18 protein-coding genes and 2 pseudogenes are annotated in these 23,335 nt (G+C 69.6%); 7 read left to right on the top strand and 13 right to left on the bottom strand.

All coding sequences use genetic code 11. The features are described 5' to 3' along the window. Positions 1-42: 42 nt before the first annotated feature. Positions 43-1,815: a cation:proton antiporter gene (locus ACIA8N_RS27220; protein ID WP_365784029.1), complete on the top strand. Its 1,773-nt coding sequence runs from the start codon at positions 43-45 to the stop codon at positions 1,813-1,815. Positions 1,816-1,830: 15 nt separating this feature from the next. Here the strand turns inward: ACIA8N_RS27220 and ACIA8N_RS27215 are convergent, their stop codons facing one another. Beyond that, positions 1,831-3,681 (bottom strand): glycoside hydrolase family 15 protein, encoded by a 1,851-nt coding sequence (locus tag ACIA8N_RS27215; RefSeq protein WP_365784031.1) that lies wholly within the window; start codon positions 3,679-3,681, stop codon positions 1,831-1,833. Between the two features lie 260 nt (positions 3,682-3,941). On the opposite strand from ACIA8N_RS27215, the gene ACIA8N_RS27210 reads away from it, so the two are divergent. Continuing rightward, the gene (locus ACIA8N_RS27210) at positions 3,942-5,228 is read left to right on the top strand and encodes a DUF2254 domain-containing protein (protein WP_365784033.1); all 1,287 of its coding nucleotides are present in this window, start codon (positions 3,942-3,944) and stop codon (positions 5,226-5,228) included. A gap of 180 nt (positions 5,229-5,408) precedes the next feature. After that, positions 5,409-5,987 (top strand): potassium channel family protein, encoded by a 579-nt coding sequence (locus tag ACIA8N_RS27205; protein ID WP_365786791.1) that lies wholly within the window; start codon positions 5,409-5,411, stop codon positions 5,985-5,987. 58 nt (positions 5,988-6,045) lie between these two features. Here the strand turns inward: ACIA8N_RS27205 and ACIA8N_RS27200 are convergent, their stop codons facing one another. From ACIA8N_RS27200 to ACIA8N_RS27155, 10 genes are all read right to left on the bottom strand, one after another. Continuing rightward, positions 6,046-7,212, bottom strand: a complete 1,167-nt coding sequence (locus ACIA8N_RS27200) for an aldose epimerase family protein (protein ID WP_365786789.1) — start codon at positions 7,210-7,212, stop codon at positions 6,046-6,048. 238 nt (positions 7,213-7,450) lie between these two features. Then, positions 7,451-8,932 (bottom strand): non-reducing end alpha-L-arabinofuranosidase family hydrolase, encoded by a 1,482-nt coding sequence (locus ACIA8N_RS27195; protein ID WP_365786787.1) that lies wholly within the window; start codon positions 8,930-8,932, stop codon positions 7,451-7,453. Next, positions 8,932-9,675 carry a cupin domain-containing protein gene (locus ACIA8N_RS27190; protein WP_365786798.1) on the bottom strand — a complete coding sequence of 248 codons (744 nt, stop codon included), beginning with the start codon at positions 9,673-9,675 and terminating at the stop codon, positions 8,932-8,934. The genes ACIA8N_RS27195 and ACIA8N_RS27190 overlap by 1 nt, the downstream gene beginning before the upstream one ends. Then, on the bottom strand, positions 9,672-10,532 hold the full coding sequence (locus ACIA8N_RS27185; RefSeq protein ID WP_365786785.1) for a PmoA family protein: 861 nt from the start codon (positions 10,530-10,532) through the stop codon (positions 9,672-9,674). Before ACIA8N_RS27185 ends, ACIA8N_RS27190 begins: the two co-directional genes overlap by 4 nt. Continuing rightward, complete coding sequence (locus ACIA8N_RS27180) at positions 10,529-11,575, bottom strand: Gfo/Idh/MocA family oxidoreductase (protein WP_365786783.1); 1,047 nt, start codon at positions 11,573-11,575, stop codon at positions 10,529-10,531. Before ACIA8N_RS27180 ends, ACIA8N_RS27185 begins: the two co-directional genes overlap by 4 nt. Continuing rightward, positions 11,572-12,612, bottom strand: a complete 1,041-nt coding sequence (locus ACIA8N_RS27175) for an endo-1,4-beta-xylanase (protein ID WP_365786781.1) — start codon at positions 12,610-12,612, stop codon at positions 11,572-11,574. Before ACIA8N_RS27175 ends, ACIA8N_RS27180 begins: the two co-directional genes overlap by 4 nt. Positions 12,613-12,642: 30 nt before the next feature. Then, a complete protein-coding gene (locus ACIA8N_RS27170) occupies positions 12,643-13,986 on the bottom strand; it encodes a glycoside hydrolase (RefSeq protein ID WP_365786779.1) in 1,344 nt (447 codons plus the stop codon). Positions 13,987-14,055: 69 nt separating this feature from the next. Continuing rightward, positions 14,056-14,886 carry a carbohydrate ABC transporter permease gene (locus tag ACIA8N_RS27165; RefSeq protein ID WP_365786776.1) on the bottom strand — a complete coding sequence of 277 codons (831 nt, stop codon included), beginning with the start codon at positions 14,884-14,886 and terminating at the stop codon, positions 14,056-14,058. After that, complete coding sequence (locus ACIA8N_RS27160) at positions 14,883-15,878, bottom strand: carbohydrate ABC transporter permease (RefSeq protein WP_399416804.1); 996 nt, start codon at positions 15,876-15,878, stop codon at positions 14,883-14,885. Before ACIA8N_RS27160 ends, ACIA8N_RS27165 begins: the two co-directional genes overlap by 4 nt. Next, positions 15,871-17,163, bottom strand: coding sequence for an extracellular solute-binding protein (locus ACIA8N_RS27155; RefSeq protein WP_365786773.1), 1,293 nt, complete (start codon positions 17,161-17,163; stop codon positions 15,871-15,873). Before ACIA8N_RS27155 ends, ACIA8N_RS27160 begins: the two co-directional genes overlap by 8 nt. A 229-nt stretch (positions 17,164-17,392) precedes the next feature. Between ACIA8N_RS27155 and ACIA8N_RS27150 the strand changes: the two genes are divergently transcribed. The 3 genes from ACIA8N_RS27150 to ACIA8N_RS27140 all read left to right on the top strand — a co-directional run bounded on the left by ACIA8N_RS27150 (position 17,393) and on the right by ACIA8N_RS27140 (position 21,710). Next, the gene (locus ACIA8N_RS27150; protein WP_365786771.1) at positions 17,393-18,406 is read left to right on the top strand and encodes a LacI family DNA-binding transcriptional regulator; all 1,014 of its coding nucleotides are present in this window, start codon (positions 17,393-17,395) and stop codon (positions 18,404-18,406) included. A gap of 455 nt (positions 18,407-18,861) precedes the next feature. Next, complete coding sequence (locus tag ACIA8N_RS27145; RefSeq protein ID WP_365786769.1) at positions 18,862-20,316, top strand: endo-1,4-beta-xylanase; 1,455 nt, start codon at positions 18,862-18,864, stop codon at positions 20,314-20,316. Between the two features lie 26 nt (positions 20,317-20,342). Then, positions 20,343-21,710: an RICIN domain-containing protein gene (locus tag ACIA8N_RS27140; RefSeq protein WP_365786767.1), complete on the top strand. Its 1,368-nt coding sequence runs from the start codon at positions 20,343-20,345 to the stop codon at positions 21,708-21,710. A gap of 75 nt (positions 21,711-21,785) precedes the next feature. Here the strand turns inward: ACIA8N_RS27140 and ACIA8N_RS27135 are convergent, their stop codons facing one another. Beyond that, positions 21,786-22,301: a hypothetical protein gene (locus ACIA8N_RS27135; RefSeq protein WP_365786765.1), complete on the bottom strand. Its 516-nt coding sequence runs from the start codon at positions 22,299-22,301 to the stop codon at positions 21,786-21,788. Then, positions 22,298-22,848 (bottom strand): annotated as a pseudogene (locus tag ACIA8N_RS27130) (histidinol-phosphatase); the annotation flags it as partial. The gene ACIA8N_RS27135 and the pseudogene ACIA8N_RS27130, both read right to left, overlap by 4 nt. On the opposite strand from ACIA8N_RS27130, the pseudogene ACIA8N_RS27125 reads away from it, so the two are divergent. Continuing rightward, positions 22,849-23,256, top strand: a pseudogene (locus tag ACIA8N_RS27125) (jacalin-like lectin); the annotation flags it as partial. Positions 23,257-23,335: the final 79 nt, after the last annotated feature.

Below are 23,335 nucleotides of genomic sequence, written 5' to 3'. Positions count from 1 at the left end.
ATCCATGCCCGCTGACCCCGGCACCCGACGGAGGAAGCCGCTGTGACCGACGACGAGATCCTTCTCGGCCTCGCCCTGACGGTGGTGCTCGCCACCGGCTCGCAGATCCTGGCGGCCAAACTGCGGGTGCCGGCGCTGATCATCCTGCTGCCGGTGGGGTTCGCCGCCGGCGCGGCGACGGACGTCATCCACCCGGACAAGCTGCTGGGGCCGGACTTCTCGGCCCTGGTGTCGCTGTCCGTCGCGGTGATCCTGTACGACGCAGGACTGGGACTCGACCTGCGCAAGCTCGCGCGTCACACCCGGGGAGTCGTGGGCAGGCTGCTCGTGTACGGAGTGGTGCTGACGTTCCTCGTCACCGGAGCGGTGGCACCGGTGATGTTCGACATGCCGCTGCGCGTGGCCGCGATGCTCGGCATGATCCTCGTCGTCTCGGGGCCCACGGTCGTGGGGCCGATCCTCGACTTCGTGCGGCCGAGCGACAAGGTGCGGCGGATCCTCATCTGGGAGGGGACGCTGGTCGACCCGATCGGCGCGATCCTCGGCGCGCTCACCTTCCACGCGGTGGCGTCCTCGCACCAGGTCGACATCGGCAGGGGGTACCAGCTGGGGCAGTTCGCCCTCAGCCTCGCCTTCGGTCTGGTGGGAGGGGCCGTGGCAACCGCGCTGCTGTGGTTCGCCCTGCGCACGCTGCGACTCGGCGAGACCCTGGGAACACTGGCGCAACTCGCCGTCGTGATCGGCGTGTCGGCGGGCTGCGACATCGTGCGGGACGACACGGGGCTCATCGCCGCGATCGTGGCGGGTCTGGCCGTCTCCAACATCCGCGGCTTCGACATGCCCGCGCGCCGGCCGTTCCTGGAGACCCTGGTCCAGCTGATCATCGGACTGCTGTTCATCTCCATCTCGTCCACCGTCACCCCGGCGTCATTGGTTCCGGTGCTCCTTCCCGCGCTCGGCCTGATCGCCATCCTCGTCCTGGTGGTCCGACCGGTCGTGGCCTTCGCCGCCGCGGCGCGCACGGACCTCTCACGCGGGGAACGCGCCTTTCTCGGGTGGATGGATCCCCGTGGCATCGTCGCGGCCGCGACGGCCTCGGCCTTCTCGGCCGGCCTGGTGGACCGGGGGGTGCCGGGGGCGGCGAAGGTCCTTCCCGTCACCTTCCTGGTGATCGTGGGAACCGTCCTGCTGTACGCGCTGACGGCGGCGCCGGTGGCCAGACGGCTGGGCGTCGTCAAGGCGGAGGGCACCCGCGTCCTGCTGGTGGGGGGCGAGCCGTGGGTGGTCGACCTGGGAAGGGCCCTGCGGTCCGCCGGCCTCGACGTGCTGATGTGGGCGGGAGGCGACGACCAGCGGGAGGAGATCCGGCGGGCGGGCCTGGAACTGGCCCAGGGCGATCTGCTGGCCACGGCGATCAACCCTGGCGCCCGCCTGGAGGGCGTGACGGCCGTCTTCCTGGCGACCGACGACGACTTCAACGCGCTCGCCTCGATCGTGATGGAGGACAACGTCGAGGGGCCGGTCTACCGGGTGGGGCCGCCGCACGACAGCCACGGTGTGGTCGCTCCGTACACCGGCGGCGACATCCTCTTCGGCCGGTCGCTCGTCCGTCACGCCCTGGCGGACCGCTACGAGCGCGGGGCCCGGTTCCTTGTCCGGCCGGCCGGTGCCCCCCTGCCGCCGGAGCACGACACCCTCTTCGTGGTGCGGGCCGACCACCGGCTGGACCCCGTGACGGAACGGCGCGGGGCCGTGCCCGCGGACGGCGACACCGTCGTCCTCCTCGGGCCCGTCCCGACCGCCGCGCCGCGCTGAGGACGACCGCGCGGGCTACACCTTGCCCCTCCACCCGTCCTGGAGCATCGAGTCCAGGGTGATCGCCGCGTCGATCAGGGCCAGGTGGGTGAACGCCTGCGGGAAGTTGCCCAGCTGGCGGCCGGTCAGGTCGATCTCCTCGGAGTACAGGCCCAGATGGTTGGCGTACGTGAGCATCTTCTCCAGCACGAGCCTGGCCGTGTCGACGCGTCCGGCCCTGGCCAGGGCGTCGACGTACATGAACGTGCACAGGGAGAAGGTCCCCTCCGAGCCGCGCAGCCCGTCGGGGGACGCCTCGGGGTTGTAGCGGTAGACGAGGCTGTCGCTGACCAGCTCGTCCTCCATCGCGTCGAGGGTGGACCGCCACATCGGGTCGTCCGGTGTGATGAAGCCGACCGTCGGCATGCGCAGCAGCGACGAGTCGAGCACGTCGTCACCGTAGTGCTGCACGAAGGCCTGCTTCTTGGCGTCCCAGCCCCGGTCGAGCACCTGCGCGTAGATCTTGTCCCGTGCGTCCGTCCAGCGTCCGCCGGCCGCCGGGCGGCCGTCGTCGTAGGCGATCCGCAGGGCCCTGTCGAAGGCCACCCAGGACATCACGCGGCCGTAGGTGAAGTCCTTGCGGCCTCCACGGGTCTCCCAGAGCCCTTCGCCGGGCTGGTCCCAGTGGTCGACCAGCCAGTCGAGCAGCGTGTGCAGGGCCTTCCAGCCGCCGTGGTCGAGATGCATGCCGTGCTCGTGCGCGAAGTAGATGCTGTCGAGCGCCTCGCCGTAGATGTCCAGCTGGAGCTGGCTCGCCGCCCCGTTGCCGATACGGACCGGCGCGGAGCCCCGGTACCCCTCCCAGTGGTCGAGGGTCTCCTCGACCAGGTCGGCGGAGCCGTCGACCCGGTACATGATGTTCAGCGGTCCGGAGCCGTCGTCCTGGCCGGCCTCCTGCTTCACCCGGTCGTGCAGCCAGCTGATGAACGCGGCCGCCTCCTCCTTGAACCCCATGCCGAGGAGCGCGTAGACGGAGAACGACGCGTCACGGATCCAGGTGAACCGGTAGTCCCAGTTTCGTTCTCCGCCCAGTTGCTCGGGAAGCCCCGCCGTGGGGGCGGCGACCAGGGCTCCGGTCGGCGCGTACGTCATGAGCTTCAGCGTCACGGCCGAACGCTCCACCGCCTCCCGCCAGCGGCCGGAGTAGGTGGACTGTCCGAGCCAGGAACGCCAGAAGTGGACCGTCTGGTCGAAGAGCCGCTCGAACTCCTCGACGCGGACCTCGTGCGGAGGCCCTCCGGGGGACGACTCCATGACCAGGCCGCGCTGCTCGCCCGCCCGCAGGCGCAGTGAGAAACGCAGGTCGTCGCTGTCGACCGAGAGGATGCTCAGCAGGCGCTCGTCATGCGGCTCACGGACGAGGTGGACGGCGAGATCCAGGTCCTCCGAGGCGAACACTGCCCCGTGCTCGGTGAGGCGCAGCTCGTGCGGCTTGCGGCCGTAGTCGAATCGCGGTGCGATCTCCCCCTCGAACGTCATGCTGCCGCGGACACAGCGCAGCATGCGGACGATACGGTGCCGGTCCGTCGCGCTCGTCCCGGTCACCGGCATGAAGTCGACGACCTCGCCCGCTCCGGACTCCGTCATGAAGCGCGTGACCAGAACGGCGGTGTCCGGGTGATAGAGCTGTTTGGTCGTGTACGAGTCCGCGGCCGGCCGTACGGTGAAGTGGCCGCCCTTGGTCCGGTCCAGCAACGCGCCGAAGACGCTGGGCGAGTCGAACCGGGGACAGCAGAACCAGTCGATCGTCGCATCGGTCGTCACCAGGGCCGCGGTCTGCAGGTCACCGATCAGCCCGTGGTCCTCGATCAGGGGGTAGTCGTCCATCGTGGCCCCTTTCAGCCCCGGTCGACCACACGGCGCCCCCGTCGCACGGCGGACCGGCGGCCCGATCAGCTTAGGCCGACGGGTCCTTTCCGTCCTGTCGGGACCGTCGCGGGACGGTCGCACGAGAGAGCCCCCCGGTTAGCCGCCGCTGCGCGGGTCCCGCGGCCCCCCTACCGTGGGATGACGGCCGTTCCGAGCCGTTCCGAGCCGTTCCGTGTGCCCGCAGAGCACCCGGCTCCTCCAGGCGAAGGGGGCCTGACATGGGTGTCCCGACGTCGTGGGCGGCCCGGTTCAAGCTGCGGCAGTACGTCAAGGCGAGCCTGTGGATCGTGCCGATGCTCGGTCTCGTCCTGGGGGCTCTTCTCGCCGAGCTGGCCCTGGCCGCCGACCGCGCGGACCGGCCGCCGAGCGGCTGGCACTACTCCGCGACGACGGCGAGCGACGTCCTCACCGCCATCGTGGGGGCGATGGTCGCCCTGCTCGGCTTCGTCGTCACCATCGGCGTCCTGGTCGTGCAGCAGGCCACGGGAACGCTCTCCCCCCGCTACATGCGCCTGTGGTACCGGGACCGGCTGCAGAAGGCGGTTCTGGCGACCTTCACCGGCACCTTCGCGTTCGCCTTCTCACTGCTGCGCAGCATCGAGTCCGACTCCGTGCCCGACCTCGGGGTCACCCTGGCCGGGATGGCGGTGGCCGTGAGCCTCGTGCTCCTGCTCATCTACCTCAACCGCTTCACCCACAGCCTCCGCCCCGTGGCCATCGCCGAGCTGGTCACACGCATGGGAGAGGGCGTCTTCACCTCCGGGGTTGAGATGATCCGGGGCGCCGCCCCCCGTGGCGACCGAGCCGTGCCGTCCGACGGTCCGGTGATGCGCATCCGTACCGAACATGGCGGGGCCGTCCAGGCCTTCGACGTGCCGGGTCTCCTCGCGGAGGCGGCCCGCCACGACTGCGTCCTCGTCCTGACCCGGCTGGTCGGTGACTTCCTGCCGCCCGGCGCGGTGCTGGTGGAGGTCCACGGGGGCACGTCGAGACCCGACCCGGAACGGGTGACCGGTCTCGTCGCCCTGGGGGCGGAGCGCACCATCGAGCAGGACCCCGCCTTCGCGCTGAGAGTCCTCGTGGACATCGCCATCAGGGCCCTGTCCCCCGCGGTGAACGACCCCACCACCGCGGTGCAGGTGATCAACTACATCGAACGGTTCTTGCACCTGGTCGGCAGCGTCCGCCTTCCCGGTCGCTACGTCCTGGCGGATCGGAGCGGGACCGCCCGGCTCGTACTTCCGGGGCGGGACTGGGACAACTACCTCCAGCTCGCCGTCTGCGAGATCCGCGACTACGGCAGTTCGTCCGTGCAGATCTGCCGAAGGCTCCACGCGATGCTGGACGGGCTGCTGGAGGCCCTGCCGGCCGGACAGCACCCGTCCGTACGTACGCAGCTGGCCCTGCTGCGGGAGTCGGTCGAGCGGGCGTTCCCCGACCCGGCCCGCCGAGGCATCGCGCAACAGGCCGACCACCAGGGCATCGGCGGGCAGTACACCCCCTAGGGGGTGTACTGCCCCACTCCGCCGAAGGAGGGACCGGGGCGTCGCTCCGGTCGCGGGAGCGGGGAGGAGCGCCTTAGCTGGACTGACGGCGGGTGCTCCGCCGCTCGACGTCACCCGAAGCGCCCCGCAGGAGACCCCTATGGCACGCGAGCCCGGCCGGCCGGAGGAACCGCTGCCCTCATGAGCGACACGCCACCGGAGGGTGGGACGCGGTGGCGGCGACGCCACCGGCGCCGTCTGCGTTTCCTCCTTCCGCTCCTGCGCTCCGCCGCCGTGGTGGCGGCGACCACCGCCCTGTACTTCCTGCTCCCCCTCGACCGTGATCTCGACCAGCACACCGCCTGGGTGCTCGCCCTGGGCCTGCTGGGGATCGGCGTGCTCCTCGCGCTGCAGACGGTCGCCGTCGTCGCTTCGCCCTACCCGCGGCTGCGGGCCGTCGAAGCGCTGACCACGGCCGTCCCGCTCTTTCTGCTGCTGTTCTCGGCGACGTACTTCCTGTACGCCCACGAGCAGGGGCCCCACACCTTCTCCGAACCGCTCAGCCGCGTCGATGCCCTGTACTTCTCGGTGACCGTGTTCGCGACCGTCGGTTTCGGCGACATCGTGCCCGTCTCGCAGACGGCGCGGGTGCTGACCACCGTTCAGATGGTGTTCGACCTCCTTCTCGTGGGCCTGATCGCCAAGGTCATGGTCGGAGCGGTACGGCTCGGGCTGTCACGACGCGGGTCGGCCGCGTCGCCCGAGCGGCCCGAACCGTGACGGAGCCCCCGGCGGGGGGAGCGGCCTCCGATCGATCCGGGCTCGCGTCGCTTCCGTGTCAGCGGGCGGCGAAGGAGTGCACGGTCGTCGAGCGGTAGGTCTGGCCGGGGCGGAGCACCGTCGACGGGAAGTTCGGCTGGTTGGGCGAGTCGGGGAAGTGCTGGGTCTCCAGGCAGAAGCCGTCACCCTGGCGGTAGACCTTCCCGGAGGTGCCCGCCAGCGTGGCGTCGAGGAAGTTGCCGCTGTAGAACTGCACGCCGGGTTCGGTGGTCGCGATCTTCATCACTCGGCCGTGGACGGGTTCCGTCACGGTCGCGACATGCTGCGGAACCTCGGTGAGTCCCTTGTCGAGCGCGAAGTTGTGGTCGTAGCCACGGCCGAAGAGGACCTGCGGGTGCGCGTCGCGGATGTCCCGGCCGATGGGCTTGCCGCTGCGGAAGTCGAAGGGGGTGTGGGCGACCTTGGCGAGTTCGCCGGTCGGGATGAGGGTGGCGTCGACGGGGGTGTAGCGCGACGCGGCGATCCTCAGGGTGTGGTCGAGGATGCTGCCGCCGCCCTCTCCCGCGAGGTTGAAGTACGTGTGGTTGGTGAGGTTCACGACGGTGGCTCTGTCGGTCGTGGCCTCGTAGTCGATGCGGAAGTCGCCGCGGGGCGTGAGGACGTAGTCGACCCGGATGCGCAGGGTGCCGGGGTAGCCCATCTCGCCGTCCGCGCTGACGTAGCGCAGGGTGAGGCCGGTGTCCGGTCCTTGCGCGTACGGCGTGACGTCCCACACCCGCTTGTCGAAGCCCTTGTCCCCGCCGTGGAGGCTGTTCGGGTCGTCGTTGACGGGGAGCTGGTACGTACTGCCGTCCAGGGTGAAGGCGCCGCGCGCGATGCGGTTGCCGTAGCGGCCGATGATCGCTCCGAAGTACGGGCTGTCCGCCACGTAGTCCTCGAGGTTGTCGAAGCCGAGCGACACGTTCGCGTACCGCCCGCGCCGGTCGGGGATTTCGAGGGTCTGGACGATGCCTCCGTACGACAGCACGCTCAGCCGGGTGCCTCCCGCGGCCACCGTCCAGCGGTGGACGCGTGTGCCGTCGGGCAGGGTTCCGAACAGTTCCTTCGCCGGCCTTCCGGCCGGTCGCTCCGTGCCGCCCGCGGCGAACGCCGGGGCCGTTCCCGCGGCCGCTGCCGCCACTCCGGCGGCGCCCGCCGCCATCACCGTACGCCTGTCGATGGTCATGTCGATGGGGCTCCTTGACGTAGAACGTTCGATATTTCGTCACACGTTCGAAATCGTGGCGTGACCGTAATGACGTCGCGAGGCGTGTGTCAACGGTCTGCGCAGTACGCCCTCCCCTCATCTCCCGTGCGCGCAGCGGGTGTTGACGGCAATGCGCTGAGGGCATGACGAGGGCGGGCTCGGCCTTTCGCCGAGCCCGCCCGCCGGCTCCCCTCCGGAGCCGGCCCGTTTCAGGTCGTCAGCGCTGCGACGTCAGCAGACCCGGCCTGTAGGGCCAGTGACCGTACTCGCCGCCGGAGTTGGGGTCGCGTCCCTGATAGAGGAACTGCAGGTTGCAGGGATCGACGGTGAAGGTCTGATCGGCGCTGGTGCGGATCAGTTCACCGTGGCTGATGTCGTTGGTCCAGGTGGCGCCGCTGTTGGCCTTGCCCGCGAAGGGGTTGCTCTCGGTGGCGGCCTGGGGCGTCCACGAGCCGTTCAGGCTGGTGGACGTGAACGAGCGGAAGTACCGGCCCTGCGACCCGATCGCCTCGACGATCATGAGGTAGCGGTCCTGGCCCTGGAGCTTGTAGACCTGCGGGGCTTCGAACAGGTTGTTCGTCGTGTCGCTCATGATCGTCGTGTAGGTCGAGCCGAAACTGCCGGGGAAGTTCCCGATCGGCATACTGGCCCGGTAGATCTTGCCGTTGTCACCGGCGAAGAACAGGTACATGTTCGTGCCGTCGGCGATGAGCGTCTGGTCGATGGGGCCCGTCGTGGAGCCGGTGATGCTTCCGGAGAAGAGCACCTGCTGTGCCGACCAGCCGTTGGGGTTGGTGGGGTCGCTCGACGTCCGGTAGGAGAAGGCGCTCCCGCCGCCCCACTGGTAGGCGAGCACCCAGATGTTCTTCGGCGCGAAGTAGAAGAGCGTGGGCGCGACGACGGAGTTCGACATGGTGTTCTGGCCGGCCGAGGCCATCTCCGACCAGTTGCCGAACAGGCTGAAGTTCATCGAGCCCCAGCCCGCTCCCGTTCCCGCGGCGCCGTGGGTCGTCGCGTAGACGAGGTGCTTGCCGTTGTACGGGGCGACGGTGAAGTCCTTGAGGGAGGCCCAGCCCGCCTTGGGCTGCGCCAGCGCCCCCGTGGAGGTCCAGCGGTACGTCGACGGGAGGGCGCACGTGCCGGGGGTGCCGGCGCCGACCTTGACGAGCTGCCACTGCTGGTTGGTGCCGCCCCAGTCGTCGTACTGGACGATGTTCGCGTTGTCGGCGGTGGAGCCGCCCTGGACTTCGAGGGCCTTGCCGCTGTGGCGCGCGATGAGCCTCACGTGACCGTCGGGGCTGTCGGCGAGGCGCCACTGCTGGTTGGTGCCGTTCGCGTCGGCCCACTGGACGATCGCGGCGCCGTTGGCGGTCGACCCGCCCTGAACGTCCAGCACCTTGCCGGAGTGGCGGGACTTGAGGCGGTAGTAGCCGCCGCCGGAGTCGACGAACTGCCACTGCTGCTGGTTCTGGTCGTTCCTGGACCACTGGGTGATGCGGGCGCCGTCGCCGGTCGCGAGGTTGTAGACGTCCAGGGCCTTGCCGCTGTTGCGGTTGACCAGGACGTACGAGGCGTTGGTGTCGATGACGGGCGCCGCGCCCGCGGGCTGGGCGGTGAAGAAGGTGGCCAGGAGCAGTAAGGGGGCGAGGACGGCGATCAGGCCTCTGAGGTGGTTCGAGAACGGATGGCGTGACGACATCAGAAGAGCTCCTTCGGGGGGTGGGGGTGGGGTGACCCCGGCGGGCCGGCTAGCGGACGCGCCGGCGGGTCGGGGAGGGGATAGGTGTGCAGGCGGCCGCACATGCCGAAGACCTGGTGCTCCGGACGTGCCAGGCGTGCCACTTCGCCGTGGTCGAGGTGCGAGAGGTCTCCGGCTTTCAGCCGTTCCAGTTGACGGCCGGTCGCGACGGCCGCGGCCAGCGGGCCGTCACGCCAGCGGATCCGCCAGGCGTCCAGGAGCTCGCTCTTCAGGCGGGCGGCCGCGGTGTGGAACTCCCGCAGCCCGCCTTCGCGCAGGGCGAGGAAACCTTTCAGCGCCAGGTCGCGGCGGCGGCGCGCCGCCGCGGAGTGGTCGCCGGTCAGGGCGGCCGCCTTCCGGTAGGCGGGCGGATCGGCGAGGACGGGGGCGGGGAAGGTGAAGACGGCGTCGCCCGCCTCGGGGAGTCCGCTGTTCTGCATGAGCACCACGAGACGCAGACCACCGGCGTTGACGAGGCGGTGGATGGTGCCGGGGGTGAACCAGACGACGTCGCCCGGGTGCAGCGGGGTGTCGGCGAAACCGGAGGTGGTGAGGGTCTGGACGCTCCCGGCGCCGCCGATGACGACGTAGGCCTCGGAGCAGACGAGGTGCATGTGGGGTGTGCCGCCACACAGTCCGTCGGCGGCCTCCCAGTCGTACACGGTCAGCCCGGAGATCCCGACGCCGCCGGGGAACGGGGTCACCACGGGTGCTCCGCGACGTGGCGGGACAGGCGCCCGGGGGTCCACGCGCCGTCGGCCACGACGATCCGGTAGCGGCGCGACAGGGTGTCGCCCGGTGCCAGCGGCAGTTCGGTGTCGAACGCCAGAGAGGGGTTGACGGCGGGGATGGGCTCGCTGCGGACGAACCAGTGGCAGGGGGCGTCCGGATCGTCCAGGAACAGGAGCGTGGAGGATCGGTCGACCTCGTCGTGCCTGCCGACGAACGCCAGCCAGTCGCCCTTCTCCCCCATCGCGGGGCCGATCACCTCGCCGCCGGTGAAGTCGCGCGGGCCGCGCCAGAACAGACCGGAGTATCCGGCGAGCTCTCTGCCCTGTGTCCCCGGGCTGCCGAACACGAGGCCGATGTCGCGGACGTTGGTCAGCGCGGTGGTGACCTCAAGGGTCCAGGAGTCGGTTTCGACGTCGCACGCGGTCAGCGTGCGGCGCTCGTCGATCCAGTGCTCCCCCGCCATCGTGTGCCAGGCCAGCTCCTCGGTGATCACGGCGCGGCCGTGGCCCGTCCCGGCGGACAGGGTGAGGCTGCGCATCGTGCCGAGGTTCGGCAGGTCGACGTAGCCCCGGCCGCGCAGGTAGGTGCCGCCGCCCCAGAAGTTCTGCCCCGACAGCCACGACGCCGTGATCTGGACGCCCTTGTGCCAGCGGTGGTCGTGCGGCCGGTATCCGGTGACGACGTCGCCGGCGAGCGTGCGCACCGGATGCAGGTAGGGCTTCGGCGCCTCGAAGGGGTCCATGACCGGCCGGTGGACGTACCGGAAGAGGTCGACGCCGCGGGTCCGGACGGTCAGCGCGTCCTCGTTGTCGAGGAGTTCGAACGTCATCGGAACACCTCCGGGCGTCCCCCGTTGAGTGAGCCGTAGAACGGGTCGGCCGCGTCGATCTCCCCGCGCCTGACCGGCAGGCCGGTGATCGCGGCCTTGTACAGGGCGGTGACCAGTTCCATGGTGGACCTGCCGAGGTCGGGCCGGATCCCCGCCTCGTAGCCGTCCAGGAAGTCCGCGAGCTGGGCGGTGTGCGAGCTGGGCAGGTCGTCCGGCGGCTCCCACGTCACGCCGGGCGACCTGGCTGTGACCGTCCAGTCCGCGTTGGAGTAGCCGTACAGGTGCCGCAGCTCGACCGTGGCGTCGGTGAGGTCGAACCGCAGGTAGCTCTCCTCGCGTGGGGAGAGGACGCTGTTGACGACCGTCGCGATGGCTCCGTTCTCGAACCGGACCAGAGCCGCGGACACGTCCTCGGTCCGGACGTCGCGCTCGAGGCGGCCGGCCATCGCGCGCACCTCGGCCCATTCGCCGAGCACGGCGAGCATCAGGTCCATCTGGTGGATGCCGTGACCCAGCGTCGGGCCGCCGCCCTCGCTCTCCCAGGTGCCGCGCCACGGCACGTCGTAGTAGGCGTCGTCGCGGTACCACGCGGTGACGCACTGCGCGACCAGTGGTCGGCCCAGCGTGCCGGCCGCGACCAGGCCGCGCAGGTACCGGGCCCCCGAGCCGTACCTGTGCTGGAACACCGCGCCCGCGACGGCGTGCCCCTCGGCGGCATGGATCCGGTCGAGTTCGGCCAGCGACAGGGCCACCGGCTTCTCGCACCACACCCACGCCCCCGACTCCAGGCAGGCGACGGCCTGTTCGGCGTGCAGGAACGGCGGTGTGCACAGGTGTACGAGGTCGGGCCTCTGCTCGTAGAGCATGGTGTGCAGGTCGGTGTAGACGGCGGGGACGCCGTGTTCGGTCGCGAAAGACTCGGCGCGCGCCGCGTCCACGTCGACGGCTGCCACGATCACGGCGCGGTGCGCCTGCGCCCGGAGAGCGGGAACGTGGCAGATGCCGGCGATCCCGCCCGTCCCTACGATCGCCGTGCGTATCATCCGCCCAGCACCTTCCTGATCGAGTGGTAGGCGGGCTTGGGCAGCAGGTTCTCGTCGAAGGGCAGCGCCGCGCCCTCACCGGGGAAGACGGAGGGGATCCACGAGTACTTGTCCGTGTAGTCCCAGATGGTGACGCCGACGCACTTCTCGACCGCCAGGCAGGCCTTGACGTAGTCGGCGTACCAGGTGGCCTGGGTGGCGAGCTTCTCGGGAGTCGCGGGGAGGTTCATCCGGATGTCGAGTTCGGTGACCGCGACCTCCACCCCGAGGTCGGCGAAGCGCTGCATGTTCTGCTGGACGTCGGCGGGGTAGCCGTACTGGAGTGCCAGATGGCCCTGGATGCCGAAGCCCTCCACCGGGACGCCGTCGGCCCTAAGTTGCTTGATCAGGGTGTAGTACGCGTCGCTCTTGGGACCGATCCAGTCGACGTTGTAGTCGTTGAGGTAGAGCTTGGCGTGCGGGTCCGCCTCGTGGGCCCAGCGCAGGGCGTCGGCGATGTAGCCGGGGCCGAGCGTCTTGTAGAAGAGCGACTCGCGGTAGGTGCCGTCCTCGTTGAAGGCCTCGTTGACGACGTCCCAGTGGATCACCTGGCCCTTGTAGTGCCGGGCCACGGTCTGGATGTGGTTCTTGAGGATGGCGCGCAGCTCGTCGGCGGTCCAGGTGCCCTCGGTGAGCCAGGCGGGGAGCTGGCTGTGCCAGACGAGGGTGTGGCCGCGGACCTTCTGGTGGTGGTCCTTCGCGAAGGCCATGACCTCGTCGGCGGCGGTGAAGTCGAAGACGCCGCGCTCGGGCTCGGTGGCGTACCACTTCATGGCGTTGCCGGGGGTGGTCTGTCCGAACTCGCTGCCGAGCAGCTTCAGGTAGGCGGCGTCGGTGAACTCGGGGTTGTCGGTGGCGGAGCCGAAGTACTTGTGGTGCTTCTTGGCCAGCTCGCCGAGCGTTCTGGGTCGGGGCTCGGCGGCCGCGGGCGCGGCGGCGAGGCCGGCCCCGAGACAGATGGCGGCGGACAGGGCGATCAGGTTCCGGGACAGGAACATGAGGGACTCCTCTGATGGTTGCCGGATGGGCTAGTCGAGGACGATCGTGGTCAGCGCGCGGGGGGCGAGTTCCGCCGTGAGGGTCGAGCCGCGCGTGGAGACGACGTCGGCCGGGGTGATCGAGCGGGTCTCGTCGGTGACGTAGCCGTCGGGGTGCCGGTCGTGACCGCCGCGGAGGGAGAAGTCGGCGGAGCGTTCGTTGGTCGCGGTGTTGAGGATCTGGATCACGCGGCTGCCGTCGGTGTTGCGGAAGGCCGTGATCTTCAGTGCGGGGTCGGCGTTCGTGACCGGTACACGGACGGCTTCGGGACGGATGAACCGGCTGAAGGCGGCCAGTGCCCAGTACCGCTTGGACACGCGGTAGTCGTCTCCGGGGTTGGCGAGCTGGATGAGCCCGCGGGTCGCGCCGAGGGACGCGCCGGTCCAGTAGACGTAGGCGTTGGCGTTGCCGACGGTCAGGGTGTTCTGGATGTCGGCAGCGACGGTGAAGCCGTCGTAGCCGCTGCCGTCGTCCCAGCTCTCGTTCCAGGTGGTGCCGTCCGGTGACCATTCCGACATCCACACGCGCTTGTCGGTCGGCTGCGTGACGTCGGTCGGACCGCTGTAGCGGTGTCCGGTGATGGTCCGGACGGCCCTGCCGGCCACGGGGTCCGCCTCGATGGCCTCGGTGTAGGTGACCTGCCGGTCCCAGCCCGCGGCGTCGCAGCAGACCAGGCCGGTCCTGAGCCCGGATGCGCGCACGGTCGGCGCGAGCACCTTGAGGAAGTCGACGGCCTGCCGCGGGGTGAACCGCATCGAGGCGTAGGTGGCCGTCCAGTCGGGTTCGTTGGTGAATCCCAGGTCGGTGATCCTGATGCCTTCGCGCTGGTAGAACTTCGCGTACTGGACGAGGTAGTTCGCGTAGGCCTGACGCCATGCGGGCAGCAGCTCGCCGCCGTCGTTCTCGCTGCCGTTGGTCTTCATGAAGGCGGGGGCGCTCCAGGCGTCGGCGAAGAATCGTTCGACGCCGTAGGCCTTGGCCTCCTTGGCGAGCCAGACCTGGCCGCCGTCCCAGCCGTCCCAGACGTACTTCGGCGGGGCGTCCGGCCCGCCGGGATCGACCGGCAGGATGGTCGGCATGTGGTCGTAGACCTTGTCGGTCGACGAGCCGATGCCCAGGCGCAGGATCGAGAGGCCCGCTCCCTTGTCCTTGCTGAGCAGCAGGTCGAGCACCTCGCGTCGTTTGGCCGGGCTGAGGCCGCGCGCGCCGTGGAGCAGGTCGGCCCGCTGGAAGGCCATCGAGAAGCCGAATCCGTCGATGGGCTGGAGTTCGGCGTGGAAGTCGATGCCGGATCGGGCGGGAGCGGACACGGCCTGGGCCGGTAATGCGAACATCAGTGCGAGTGTGAGCGCGGTCAGGCGTTTCACAAGGTCTCCTCGGGGGTGGAGTTCGCTCGGAAGGGGTCAGCCCTTGGTGGCGCCGGCGGTGAGGCCGCCGATCAACTGCCGTTCGGCGACGGCGTAGAAGGCGAGGGCGGGGACCATGGCGAGCACGATGTAGGCCAGGACGAGCGCGTAGTCGGTCGAGTACTGGCCCTGGAACTGCTGGACGCCGACCGGGATCGTCTGCCATTTGGGGTCGTTGAACACGAGCAGCGGCAGGAAGAAGTTGTTCCAGCTCGTGACGATCGCCAGGACCGAGACCGTGCCGAGCGCGGGACGCGCCATCGGCAGCAGGATCTTCCAGAAGAAGCGGAATTTGCCGCAGCCGTCCACGATGGCCGCCTCCTCGATCTCCGCCGGGATCGTCCGGAAGAAGCCGCGCAGGATGATGATCGTCATCGGGAGCCCGAAGGCCGCCTGCGGAAGGATCACCCCGAGAGGGTTGTCGAGCAGGTCGAAGTTGCGCAGCATGAGGAACAGCGGCAGGACGGCCACCGCGAACGGGAACATCAACCCGATGGTGAACAGGGTGTAGAACAACTCACGGCCACGGAAGGCGTATCGGGCCAGGACGAACGCCGCCATCGCGGCGACCGCCACCGTGCAGAAGGTCGTGCCGATCGCGATGCCCGCGCTGTTGGCGATCTGCCGCCAGAACATGCCGTCACCGAGGATGCCGGCGTAGTTGCCCGTCTGCCACCGCTTCGGCAGGCCGAACGGGTTGGTCGTCAGCTCGCCGGTGCTCTTGAACCCGGAGATCACCGCGTAGATCAGCGGCACGACGACGAACGCGCCGATCAGCCAGATCACGGCGTGCAGCGACAGGCCGCGCGCGGTCCCCCGGGCGCTCATCGGCCGCCTCCCGTGGTGACGGCCCCGCTCAGATCACGGCGGAGCACGTAACGCTGGTAGAAGAGGGAGAAGACCAGGCTGATCATGAACAGCACCACGCTGATCGCGCTGGCGTAGCCGACCTGGTACCGCTTGAACCCGAACTGGAACATCGAGATCGCCATCGTCTCCGAGGAGTGGTTGGGTCCGCCCGCGGTCATGACCCAGACGAGGTCGAAGAGCTGGATGGACCCGATGACCGAAAGGAAGACGCTGATCCGGATCGTCGGACCGAGCAGCGGCAGCGTCACGTGCCGGAAGCGCTGCCAGGCGCCGGCGCCGTCGATGGAGGCGGCCTCGAGGATCTCGCCCGGGATGCCCTGCAGCCCGGCGAGGAAGAGCATCATGTGGAAGCCGAAGTACTTCCAGACCATGACCACGAACAGGGTCGGCATGACCGTCGAGGGATCGGCGAACCACCTGCCCTGCAGCCCCTCGAGGCCGAGGAGGCCGACAAGATGGTCGGCCATGCCGTCGCCGGGCAGGAAGATCATCGTGAAGAGGACCGCCGTGACGACCTCGGACAGGATGTACGGCGCGAAGAACAGCATCCGGTAGACGGCCCGGCCGCGCAGTCGCTGGTTGAGCAGGACCGCGGTGAACAGCGCGAACGGCAGCTGCACCGTGACCGACAGGACGATCAGGTACAGCCCGCGCCCCAGATCGCCGAGGAAGACCTGGTCGTCGAAGAGCTTGGTGTAGTTCGCGAAGCCGACGAAGTCGTCCATGGGGCCGATCCCGCCCCACTTGAAGAAGCCGGTGTAGACGGCGACGACGATCGGGGCGAGGACGAAGACGAGGAAGAGGACCAGAGCCGGGACCAGGAACCAGGCGACCGACGCCCAGCTTCCCCACCTGCGCAGGAGCGACCGGGCCTGGACGGGCGGGTGCACCGGCACAGGCGCCGCGTCCTCCGTCCGCTCCTCGGTCCTGGTGGACACGGAGCTAGGCACCCTTCGCAGCCTCGGTGATCGACTCGGTGACCTGCTCGGGCGTCTTCTTGCCCGCGATGAGGTCGGCGACACTGTCGTTGACCTCCTGGCCGACGGCCGGCGGATAGGCCTGGTCGAGGAAGAGCTGGAAGCCCGTCGCCCTGACCAGGCTGTCGGCCACCACCTTCCTGTTGGCATCGGTGAGTTGACTCTCCGCGCCCTTGACCACCGGCAGGTAGCCGTTGGAGGCCAGCAGCTTGGACTCGTTCTCCAGGACGAGGAACTTCAGGAAGTCCAGCGCCTCCTTCGGGGCACCCTTGCGCAGGGCGAAGCCACCGCCGCCGCCGAACACCTCGGTGGCCCGGCCGACACCGCCGTCCACCGTCGGGAAGGGGAAGAAGCCCAGGTCCGCTCCGAGGTCGGCGCCCGCGTCCTTCTGCACCGAAGGGCCCCACTGCCCCATCAGCTCCATGGCCGCCTTGCCGTTGCCCATGGTCGCGGCCTGGCCGCCGGGGGTGGCGTAGCCGGCGCCGAGGAAGGCCGTCTGGAACGGCTGGAGGTCGACCAGCTCCTTGAGATGGACGCCCGCCTGGACGAAGCCGGCGCCGGTGAAGTCCTTGGTGGTAGCCGCCTGTTGCAGCGCGGGGAGACCCGCGACGCGCATCGCGAGGTAGGCCCAGTAGTAGTGGGCCGGCCATTTCTCCTTGCCCGCGAGGGCGATCGGGGTGACGCCGGCCGCCTTGAGCTTCCTGACGTCTTCGAGAAGCTCGGCCCAGGTGGCCGGCGGGGCCGTGATCCCGGCCTTGGCGAAGAGCTTCTTGTTGTACCAGAAGCCGACCATGCCGATGTCATACGGCACCCCGTACGTCCGGCCCCCGAACTGATAGGCCTGCAGCGAGACCGGGGTGAGGTCGGACGACCAGTCGAACACGTCGGTGAGGTCCTCGACGAGGCCCGCGTCGACCTGCTGCTGCAGCACGCCGCCGCCCCAGGTCTGGAAGACGTCCGGGAGTTTGCCCGAAGAGGTGGTGGCGGTCAGTTTGGACTTGAACGCCTCGTTCTCCAACGAGGTCGTTTTGATGGCGATGTTCGGGTGGTCGGACATGAACGCGGCCGAGATCTCGGGGAAGAGGGACTTGCCAGGCTCCGTCGTGGCGATGTTCCACCACGCGAACGTCACCTTGCCATCGGCCCCCGGCTTGCCGCCGGAATCGTCAACGCCGCAGGCCGCAGCCATGGAGACGGACAGTGCGGTCAAGCCCGAGAGCGCCAGGAAGCGTCGGCGGCTCGGGGGGTTGCTGGCCATGGGACCTCCGGGTTGGGGAATGCCGGTTCACGCCCGAAAACATTTCGAAATACTCTCGAATTCTGTGCTGCCACAAACTAGGAACGCGGGGCTTCTCGGTCAAGACCTGTCGCCGATTTAACTAAAACCAGCGGCTGTTCGCCGTCTTGACAAGCACTCATGCCGCCCAGAAACTCTTCGAAAGTTTGCGATACCTGTCGCCCGTCGGCGTCCGCACGGAGGAGTGAAGTTGAGCCAGCAGCGTCCGACCCTGGCCGTCATCGCCGCGGAGGCAGGGGTCTCGCAGGCCACCGTGTCCAAGGTGATCAACGGCCGCTCCGATGTCGCACCCTCGACACGCGAACGGATCGAGGGCCTGCTGCGGTCGCACAACTACCTCCAGCCGGGCCGGCAGGGCAGAGCGCGCAGGTCGGGCCTCGTCGATCTGATCATCGGCGGCCTGGACAGCGCGTGGGCGGTGGAGATCCTGCGCGGCGTCGAGGCCGAGTGCGCCCGGCGGAGCGTCGGCACCGTCGTGTCGCTCGTCCCGCCGGGCGAGGCCACACCGTCGAGCTGGGCCGCACTGCCGGTCCTGCACCACAGCGACGGCGTCATCCTCGTCACCACCTCGGTCACCCACGCCCAGCGCGCCCAGGTCGAACGGGCCGGGGTGGCGCTGGTCGTCATCGACCCGATCGACCTGCCGGGCAACGGCGTGCCGAGCATCGGCGCGACCAACTGGGCGGGCGGCCTCGCCGCCACCGAGCACCTGCTGGAGCTGGGGCACCGACGGATCGCCACGATCGGCGGGCGCAAGGAGATGCTCTGCAGTCAGGCCCGCATCGACGGATACCGGGCGGCCCTGGAGCGGGCCGGGATCGAGGTCGACCGGGACCTGATCCGGTACGGCGACTTCCAGCACGAGGGCGGGTTCCAGGGCGCCAGGGAGCTGCTCGCTCTGCCCGACCCGCCGACGGCCATCTTCGCCGGCAGCGACCAGCAGGCGATGGGCGTCTACGAAGCCGCCCGGCAGAAGGGGCTGAGAATCCCGCAGGACCTCAGCGTCGTCGGCTTCGACGACCTGCCGATGTGCGATTGGCTGTCACCGCCGTTGACGACGGTGCGCCAGCCGCTGGAGGAGATGGGCCGGCTGGCCGCCCGCACCCTGTTCCAGCTTCTGGAGGACCAGCCTCTGGTCAGCCCTCGGATGGAGCTCTCGACCGAACTCAAGGTCCGACACTCCACCGCCCCGCCCCGCTCCTAGCAGAAGCACACGCCGAAGAAATACGCGGTTTCGGCGCGCTCTCTTCCGAGCAGGCCCCGTTCGGAGCCAGGCCGTTTCGTCGGCACTGCCATGCGCACCCGACGCGCCTTTCTCTCCGTTTGTCCGCATGCGAATGGGGCCGACACCGAGGGACGTCACGCGCTCACTCCATCGAAAGACTTTCGATGGCTCCCCTGCTCCCTGGAGCTGCTACAGACCTGCCCAGAGGTTTCCGGCATCGAAATTCTTTCGAAACTCTTGACATGTTTCTGCCAGGTTTCCACACTGAGTCCCGAGGCGGCGTAGCCCCCTCTGCCCCGCAGTGCCGGGTGCGGTCCTCCGACCGTAACGACCCGGTAGTACGCGTCCTTTGACCAGGGACGCGGGCGTCGCTCACGCGAATTCATTCCGCCGCGCTCAATTCCTTCCGCGATTTCCGTCCTGGAGGCTCAATCATGCGCTCGAATTCCAGTCCCCCATCCATCGCAGGCCGCAAGATCGGCGGCCTGTTCGCGGCGCTGACCGTCGGCGTCCTCGGTTCGGCCGCCGTGCTGGTGGCGCCGCTGACCTCGCACGCCGCCGAGAGCACGCTCGGCAAGGCGGCGGCGCAGAGCGGCCGTTACTTCGGCACCGCCATCGCCTCGGGCCGGCTCAACGACTCGACGTACACGACGATCGCGAACCGCGAGTTCAACTCGGTCACCGCCGAGAACGAGATGAAGATCGACGCCACCGAACCCCAACAGGGCCAGTTCAACTTCACCGCCGCCGACCGCGTCTACAACTGGGCGGTGCAGAACGGCAAGCAGGTGCGTGGCCACACCCTGGCCTGGCACTCCCAGCAGCCCGGATGGATGCAGAACCTCAGCGGCAGCGCGCTGCGCCAGGCGATGAACAACCACATCACCGGCGTGATGACCCACTACAAGGGCAAGATCGCCCAGTGGGACGTCGTGAACGAGGCCTTCGCCGACGGCTCGTCGGGAGCCCGACGCGACTCCAACCTGCAGCGCAGCGGCAACGACTGGATCGAGGTCGCCTTCCGCACCGCACGCGCCGCCGACCCCGCCGCCAAGCTCTGCTACAACGACTACAACGTCGAGAACTGGACCTGGGCCAAGACCCAGGCCATGTACGCCATGGTCCGGGACTTCAAGCAGCGCGGCGTGCCCATCGACTGCGTCGGCTTCCAGTCGCACTTCAACAACGACAGCCCGTACAACAGCAACTTCCGCACCACCCTGCAGAGCTTCGCGGCCCTCGGCGTCGACGTGGCCATCACCGAACTCGACATCCAGGGCGCCTCGGGCACGACCTACGCCAACGTGACCAACGACTGCCTGGCCGTCCCGCGCTGCCTCGGCATCACGGTGTGGGGCGTGCGTGACACGGACTCCTGGCGAGCGGAGCACACGCCGCTGCTGTTCAACGGCGACGGAAGCAAGAAGCCCGCCTACACCTCCGTCCTCAACGCGCTCAACGCCGGCTCCACGACGCCCACCCCGACCCCGACCCCCACTCCCCCGGCCGGTTCCGGACAGATCAAGGGCGTCGCATCGGGCCGCTGCCTGGACGTGCCCAACTCCAGCACCACCGACGGCACCCAGCTCCAGCTCTGGGACTGCAACAGCCGCACCAACCAGCAGTGGACCTACACCGCCGCAGGTGAGCTCAGGGTCTACGGCGACAAGTGCCTGGACGCCGCCGGCACCGGCAACGGCGCCAAGGTCCAGATCTACAGCTGCTGGGGCGGCGACAACCAGAAGTGGCGCCTCAACTCCGACGGATCCATCGTCGGCGTCCAGTCGGGCCTCTGCCTCGACGCCGCCGCGAACGGCACCGCCAACGGCACCCTGATCCAGCTCTACTCCTGCTGGAACGGCAGCAACCAGCACTGGACCCGCACCTGACCCGCCACCAGCGAAAGGGTGCACCGATGAAGACCTACGCCGCGGCTTCCCTCTCCCCTCGGCAAGGACATCGCTGGTGGTCCCGGATCGCCGTCGTGGTGGCGGCGACTCTCACGATCGGCACGCTCGTCGTGGCGAAGCCGGCACCCGCCGAGGCGGCGACGGTGGACACCAGCGCCTCGTACGTCCTGGTCAACCGCAACAGCGGCAAGGCGCTGGACGTCTACGGCGCGTCCACCGCCGACGGCGCGCGGGTCAGCCAGTGGACGCGCAACGACGGAGCCAACCAGCAGTGGCAGTTCGTGGACTCCGGCGGCGGCTTCTATCGCCTCAAGGCCAGGCATTCGGGCAAGGTCCTCGACGTGGCCGGCGCCTCCACCGCCGACGGTGCCGCGATCGCGCAGTGGACCGACGTCAACGGCGCCCACCAGCAGTTCCGCCTGGCCGACTCCGACGCCGGCCACGTCCGGCTGGTCAACCGCAACAGCGGCAAGGCCGTGGAGACACAGGGCGGCTCCACCGCCGACGGCGGCGATGTCGTCCAGTACACCGACTGGGGCGGCGCCAACCAGCAATGGCAGATGATCAAACTGCCGGCCGGTGGCGGCGCGTGCGGCAGCGCCCCGACTCTGGCGAGTGGCACCCACACGATCCAGAGCGGCGGCAAGAGCCGCAGCTTCATCCTCAGGGTCCCCGCCGACTATGACAACGCCCGTCGCTACCGGCTGATCTTCGCGTTCCACTGGCGGGGCGGAACCGCCGGCGAAGTCGCCTCGGGCGGAACCAGCGGGAACGCACGGTCGTACTACGGCCAACAGGAACAGTCGAACAACAGCGCCATCCTCGTCGCGCCCCAAGGCCTCGGCAACGGCTGGGCCAATGCCGGCGGTGAGGACGTCACCTTCGTCGACGACATGATCCGGCGCATCGAGGGCGGACTCTGTGTCGACACGGCACAGCGTTTCGCCACGGGCTTCAGCTGGGGCGGCGGCATGAGCTACGCACTCGCCTGCAGCAGGGCGAACGTGTTCAGGGCTGTGGCGGTCATCTCCGGTGGCCAGATCAGCGGGTGCAGCGGCGGCACCCAGCCCATCGCCTACTTCGGAATCCACGGCATCGGCGACTCCGTCCTCACCATCGCGCAAGGACGGTCCCTGCGCGACCGATTCGCCGGCAACAACGGCTGCGCGGCCCAGAGCCCGCGCGAGCCCGCGCCGGGCAGCCGGACACACATCACCACCACGTACTCCGGCTGCCGTGCCGGGTACCCGGTCCAATGGGCGGCGTTCGACGGGGGCCACATACCCGGTCCGGTCGACGGCTCCCCCGCCGAGAGCGGCGTCGCCACCTGGACCAAGGGAGAGATCTGGAGGTTCTTCGCACAGTTCCAGTGACACACCCGCAAGCACGGAGTGGAGCCGGGTTGATCCCGGCTCCACTTCGGCGCCTCCTGCCCGGTGACCTCGTGTTCAGTGGTCCGCGCAGCACGGGGTCGGGTCCGGCATCTCGAAGGGCACCAGGACTCCGCCGGCGGCGGGCATGGCGGCGAGGACGAGTTCGCCTTCGACCGTCAGCTGAGGCCGTACGTGCCCGTTCGTCACCAGGCGCGTGCCCGGCGGCGGCGGATCCGGACTTCCGAGTACGGTCACGCGGTCGATCGCCGACCGCGAGAGGACGTCGGTGACCGTGAGCGTGCCCGTGAGGGCGGCCGCGCCGGGGTACAGCACCGCGCGGCCCATCGCGTCGGGGGTGCCAGGCGTCACCTGGTGGCCGCGTGCGGCGAGCCGCTCCCCGACGGTGCCGAGAAGCGGGGCGGAGGGCAGGCCCAGTGACACCACGACCCGCGGCCGCTCCCCGCGCACCAGGTGCGTGCAGCCCAACACGGCTTCTGGCAAGTCGATTTCGGCTGCCAGTGCGTGGAGCGGATGGTCGGCCGCGCGCAGCTCCCGGACTCCCGCGTCCACCGTCAGGACGTACCGTGTCATGACGGCAGCACCCATACCGGGTTCGAGTAGAACCACGGGTCGCGCCACGGGTCGGCGTCGCCGACCACGTCGATGGCCGGGCCCGCCGGGTCGACCGCGGCACCCATCGGACCGACGGCGGTGCGGTTGCCGTCGGTTGCCGCGCAGCCGGACGTAGACCGGGTGGTCGACGCGGCCGAGGGCGTAGGTGAGGCGGACCGTGCCGGACGTCTTGTTCACCTCGTACGACTTCACCCGGCCACGCGGACGTCGATACCGCTGATCAGCTGCCCGTGGTCCACCCGGATGCGGCCCGCACGGATGCCGTCCATGACGGCGGCGTAGCCGAAGCCGTCGGCGCAGACGTGGGTGCGGCTGTAGTAACCGGGCCAGTAGTCGCCCTCCGCAAGATCGGGCTTCCCGCGTAGACCGGGTCCGCGTGCCTGCCGTCGACGGCGAAATCGCCGCCGGGGCCGCGCACGGCGGTGTCCGCGTAGACGTTGTGGGAGTCGGAGTTGGCGGTGATCCACCAGGGCTTGCCCTCCGCGAGGAGGCTGTCCCAGAGGCCGGCGGCCCGCACGGCACCGCCTTCAACGACGCGGACGACCTGCCGGCCACGGTGTCCCCGCGCACGCTGACCCTGCGGGGCGGCTCCCGCCTGGACGCGGTGTCGCTGTCGCACGACGGCGGTACGACCTTGACGCACGGCGGCACGGGCGGCACGGCGACGTCCCTGACTCTCGCCTCCGGTGAGCACCTCACCTCGGTGCGACTGACGCAGGGCCAGAAGGACGGCCGCACGCGGGTCTTCTCCGCGGCCTTCACGACCGACCGGGGGCGCTCCCTCTCCGCCGGTACGGCGACCTCGGACACCCGGACCTTCACCGCACCCGCCGGCCTGCACATCGTCGGCTTCACCGGCAGGTCGGGCGCCGAGATCGACAAACTGGGCGTGCTGTACGCGCCCATCGGCTGAGAAGTCCGCGCGCCGGAAGGCTCGGACCCATACGCGCGCCGGAAGGCTCGGACGTACGCGCCAAGGGTGACGGTGATCG

It is taken from the genome of Streptomyces sp. NPDC051822 (genome assembly GCF_044452745.1).
Lineage (GTDB): Bacteria > Actinomycetota > Actinomycetes > Streptomycetales > Streptomycetaceae > Streptomyces.
Note: the sequence above shows the minus strand (reverse complement) of the source record. Positions and strands in the feature narration are given on the sequence as shown.

Excerpts from the sequence above, each read along its gene's own strand:
- ACIA8N_RS27215 (WP_365784031.1), bottom strand. The coding sequence starts at position 3,681 with ATGGACGACTACCCCCTGATCGAGGACCACGGGCTGATCGGTGACCTG.
- ACIA8N_RS27210 (WP_365784033.1), top strand. The coding sequence starts at position 3,942 with ATGGGTGTCCCGACGTCGTGGGCGGCCCGGTTCAAGCTGCGGCAGTAC.
- ACIA8N_RS27205 (WP_365786791.1), top strand. The coding sequence starts at position 5,409 with ATGAGCGACACGCCACCGGAGGGTGGGACGCGGTGGCGGCGACGCCAC.
- ACIA8N_RS27200 (WP_365786789.1), bottom strand. The coding sequence starts at position 7,212 with ATGACCATCGACAGGCGTACGGTGATGGCGGCGGGCGCCGCCGGAGTG.
- ACIA8N_RS27195 (WP_365786787.1), bottom strand. The coding sequence starts at position 8,932 with ATGTCGTCACGCCATCCGTTCTCGAACCACCTCAGAGGCCTGATCGCC.
- ACIA8N_RS27185 (WP_365786785.1), bottom strand. The coding sequence starts at position 10,532 with ATGACGTTCGAACTCCTCGACAACGAGGACGCGCTGACCGTCCGGACC.
- ACIA8N_RS27180 (WP_365786783.1), bottom strand. The coding sequence starts at position 11,575 with ATGATACGCACGGCGATCGTAGGGACGGGCGGGATCGCCGGCATCTGC.
- ACIA8N_RS27175 (WP_365786781.1), bottom strand. The coding sequence starts at position 12,612 with ATGTTCCTGTCCCGGAACCTGATCGCCCTGTCCGCCGCCATCTGTCTC.
- ACIA8N_RS27170 (WP_365786779.1), bottom strand. The coding sequence starts at position 13,986 with ATGTTCGCATTACCGGCCCAGGCCGTGTCCGCTCCCGCCCGATCCGGC.
- ACIA8N_RS27165 (WP_365786776.1), bottom strand. The coding sequence starts at position 14,886 with ATGAGCGCCCGGGGGACCGCGCGCGGCCTGTCGCTGCACGCCGTGATC.
- ACIA8N_RS27155 (WP_365786773.1), bottom strand. The coding sequence starts at position 17,163 with ATGGCCAGCAACCCCCCGAGCCGCCGACGCTTCCTGGCGCTCTCGGGC.
- ACIA8N_RS27145 (WP_365786769.1), top strand. The coding sequence starts at position 18,862 with ATGCGCTCGAATTCCAGTCCCCCATCCATCGCAGGCCGCAAGATCGGC.
- ACIA8N_RS27140 (WP_365786767.1), top strand. The coding sequence starts at position 20,343 with ATGAAGACCTACGCCGCGGCTTCCCTCTCCCCTCGGCAAGGACATCGC.
- ACIA8N_RS27135 (WP_365786765.1), bottom strand. The coding sequence starts at position 22,301 with ATGACACGGTACGTCCTGACGGTGGACGCGGGAGTCCGGGAGCTGCGC.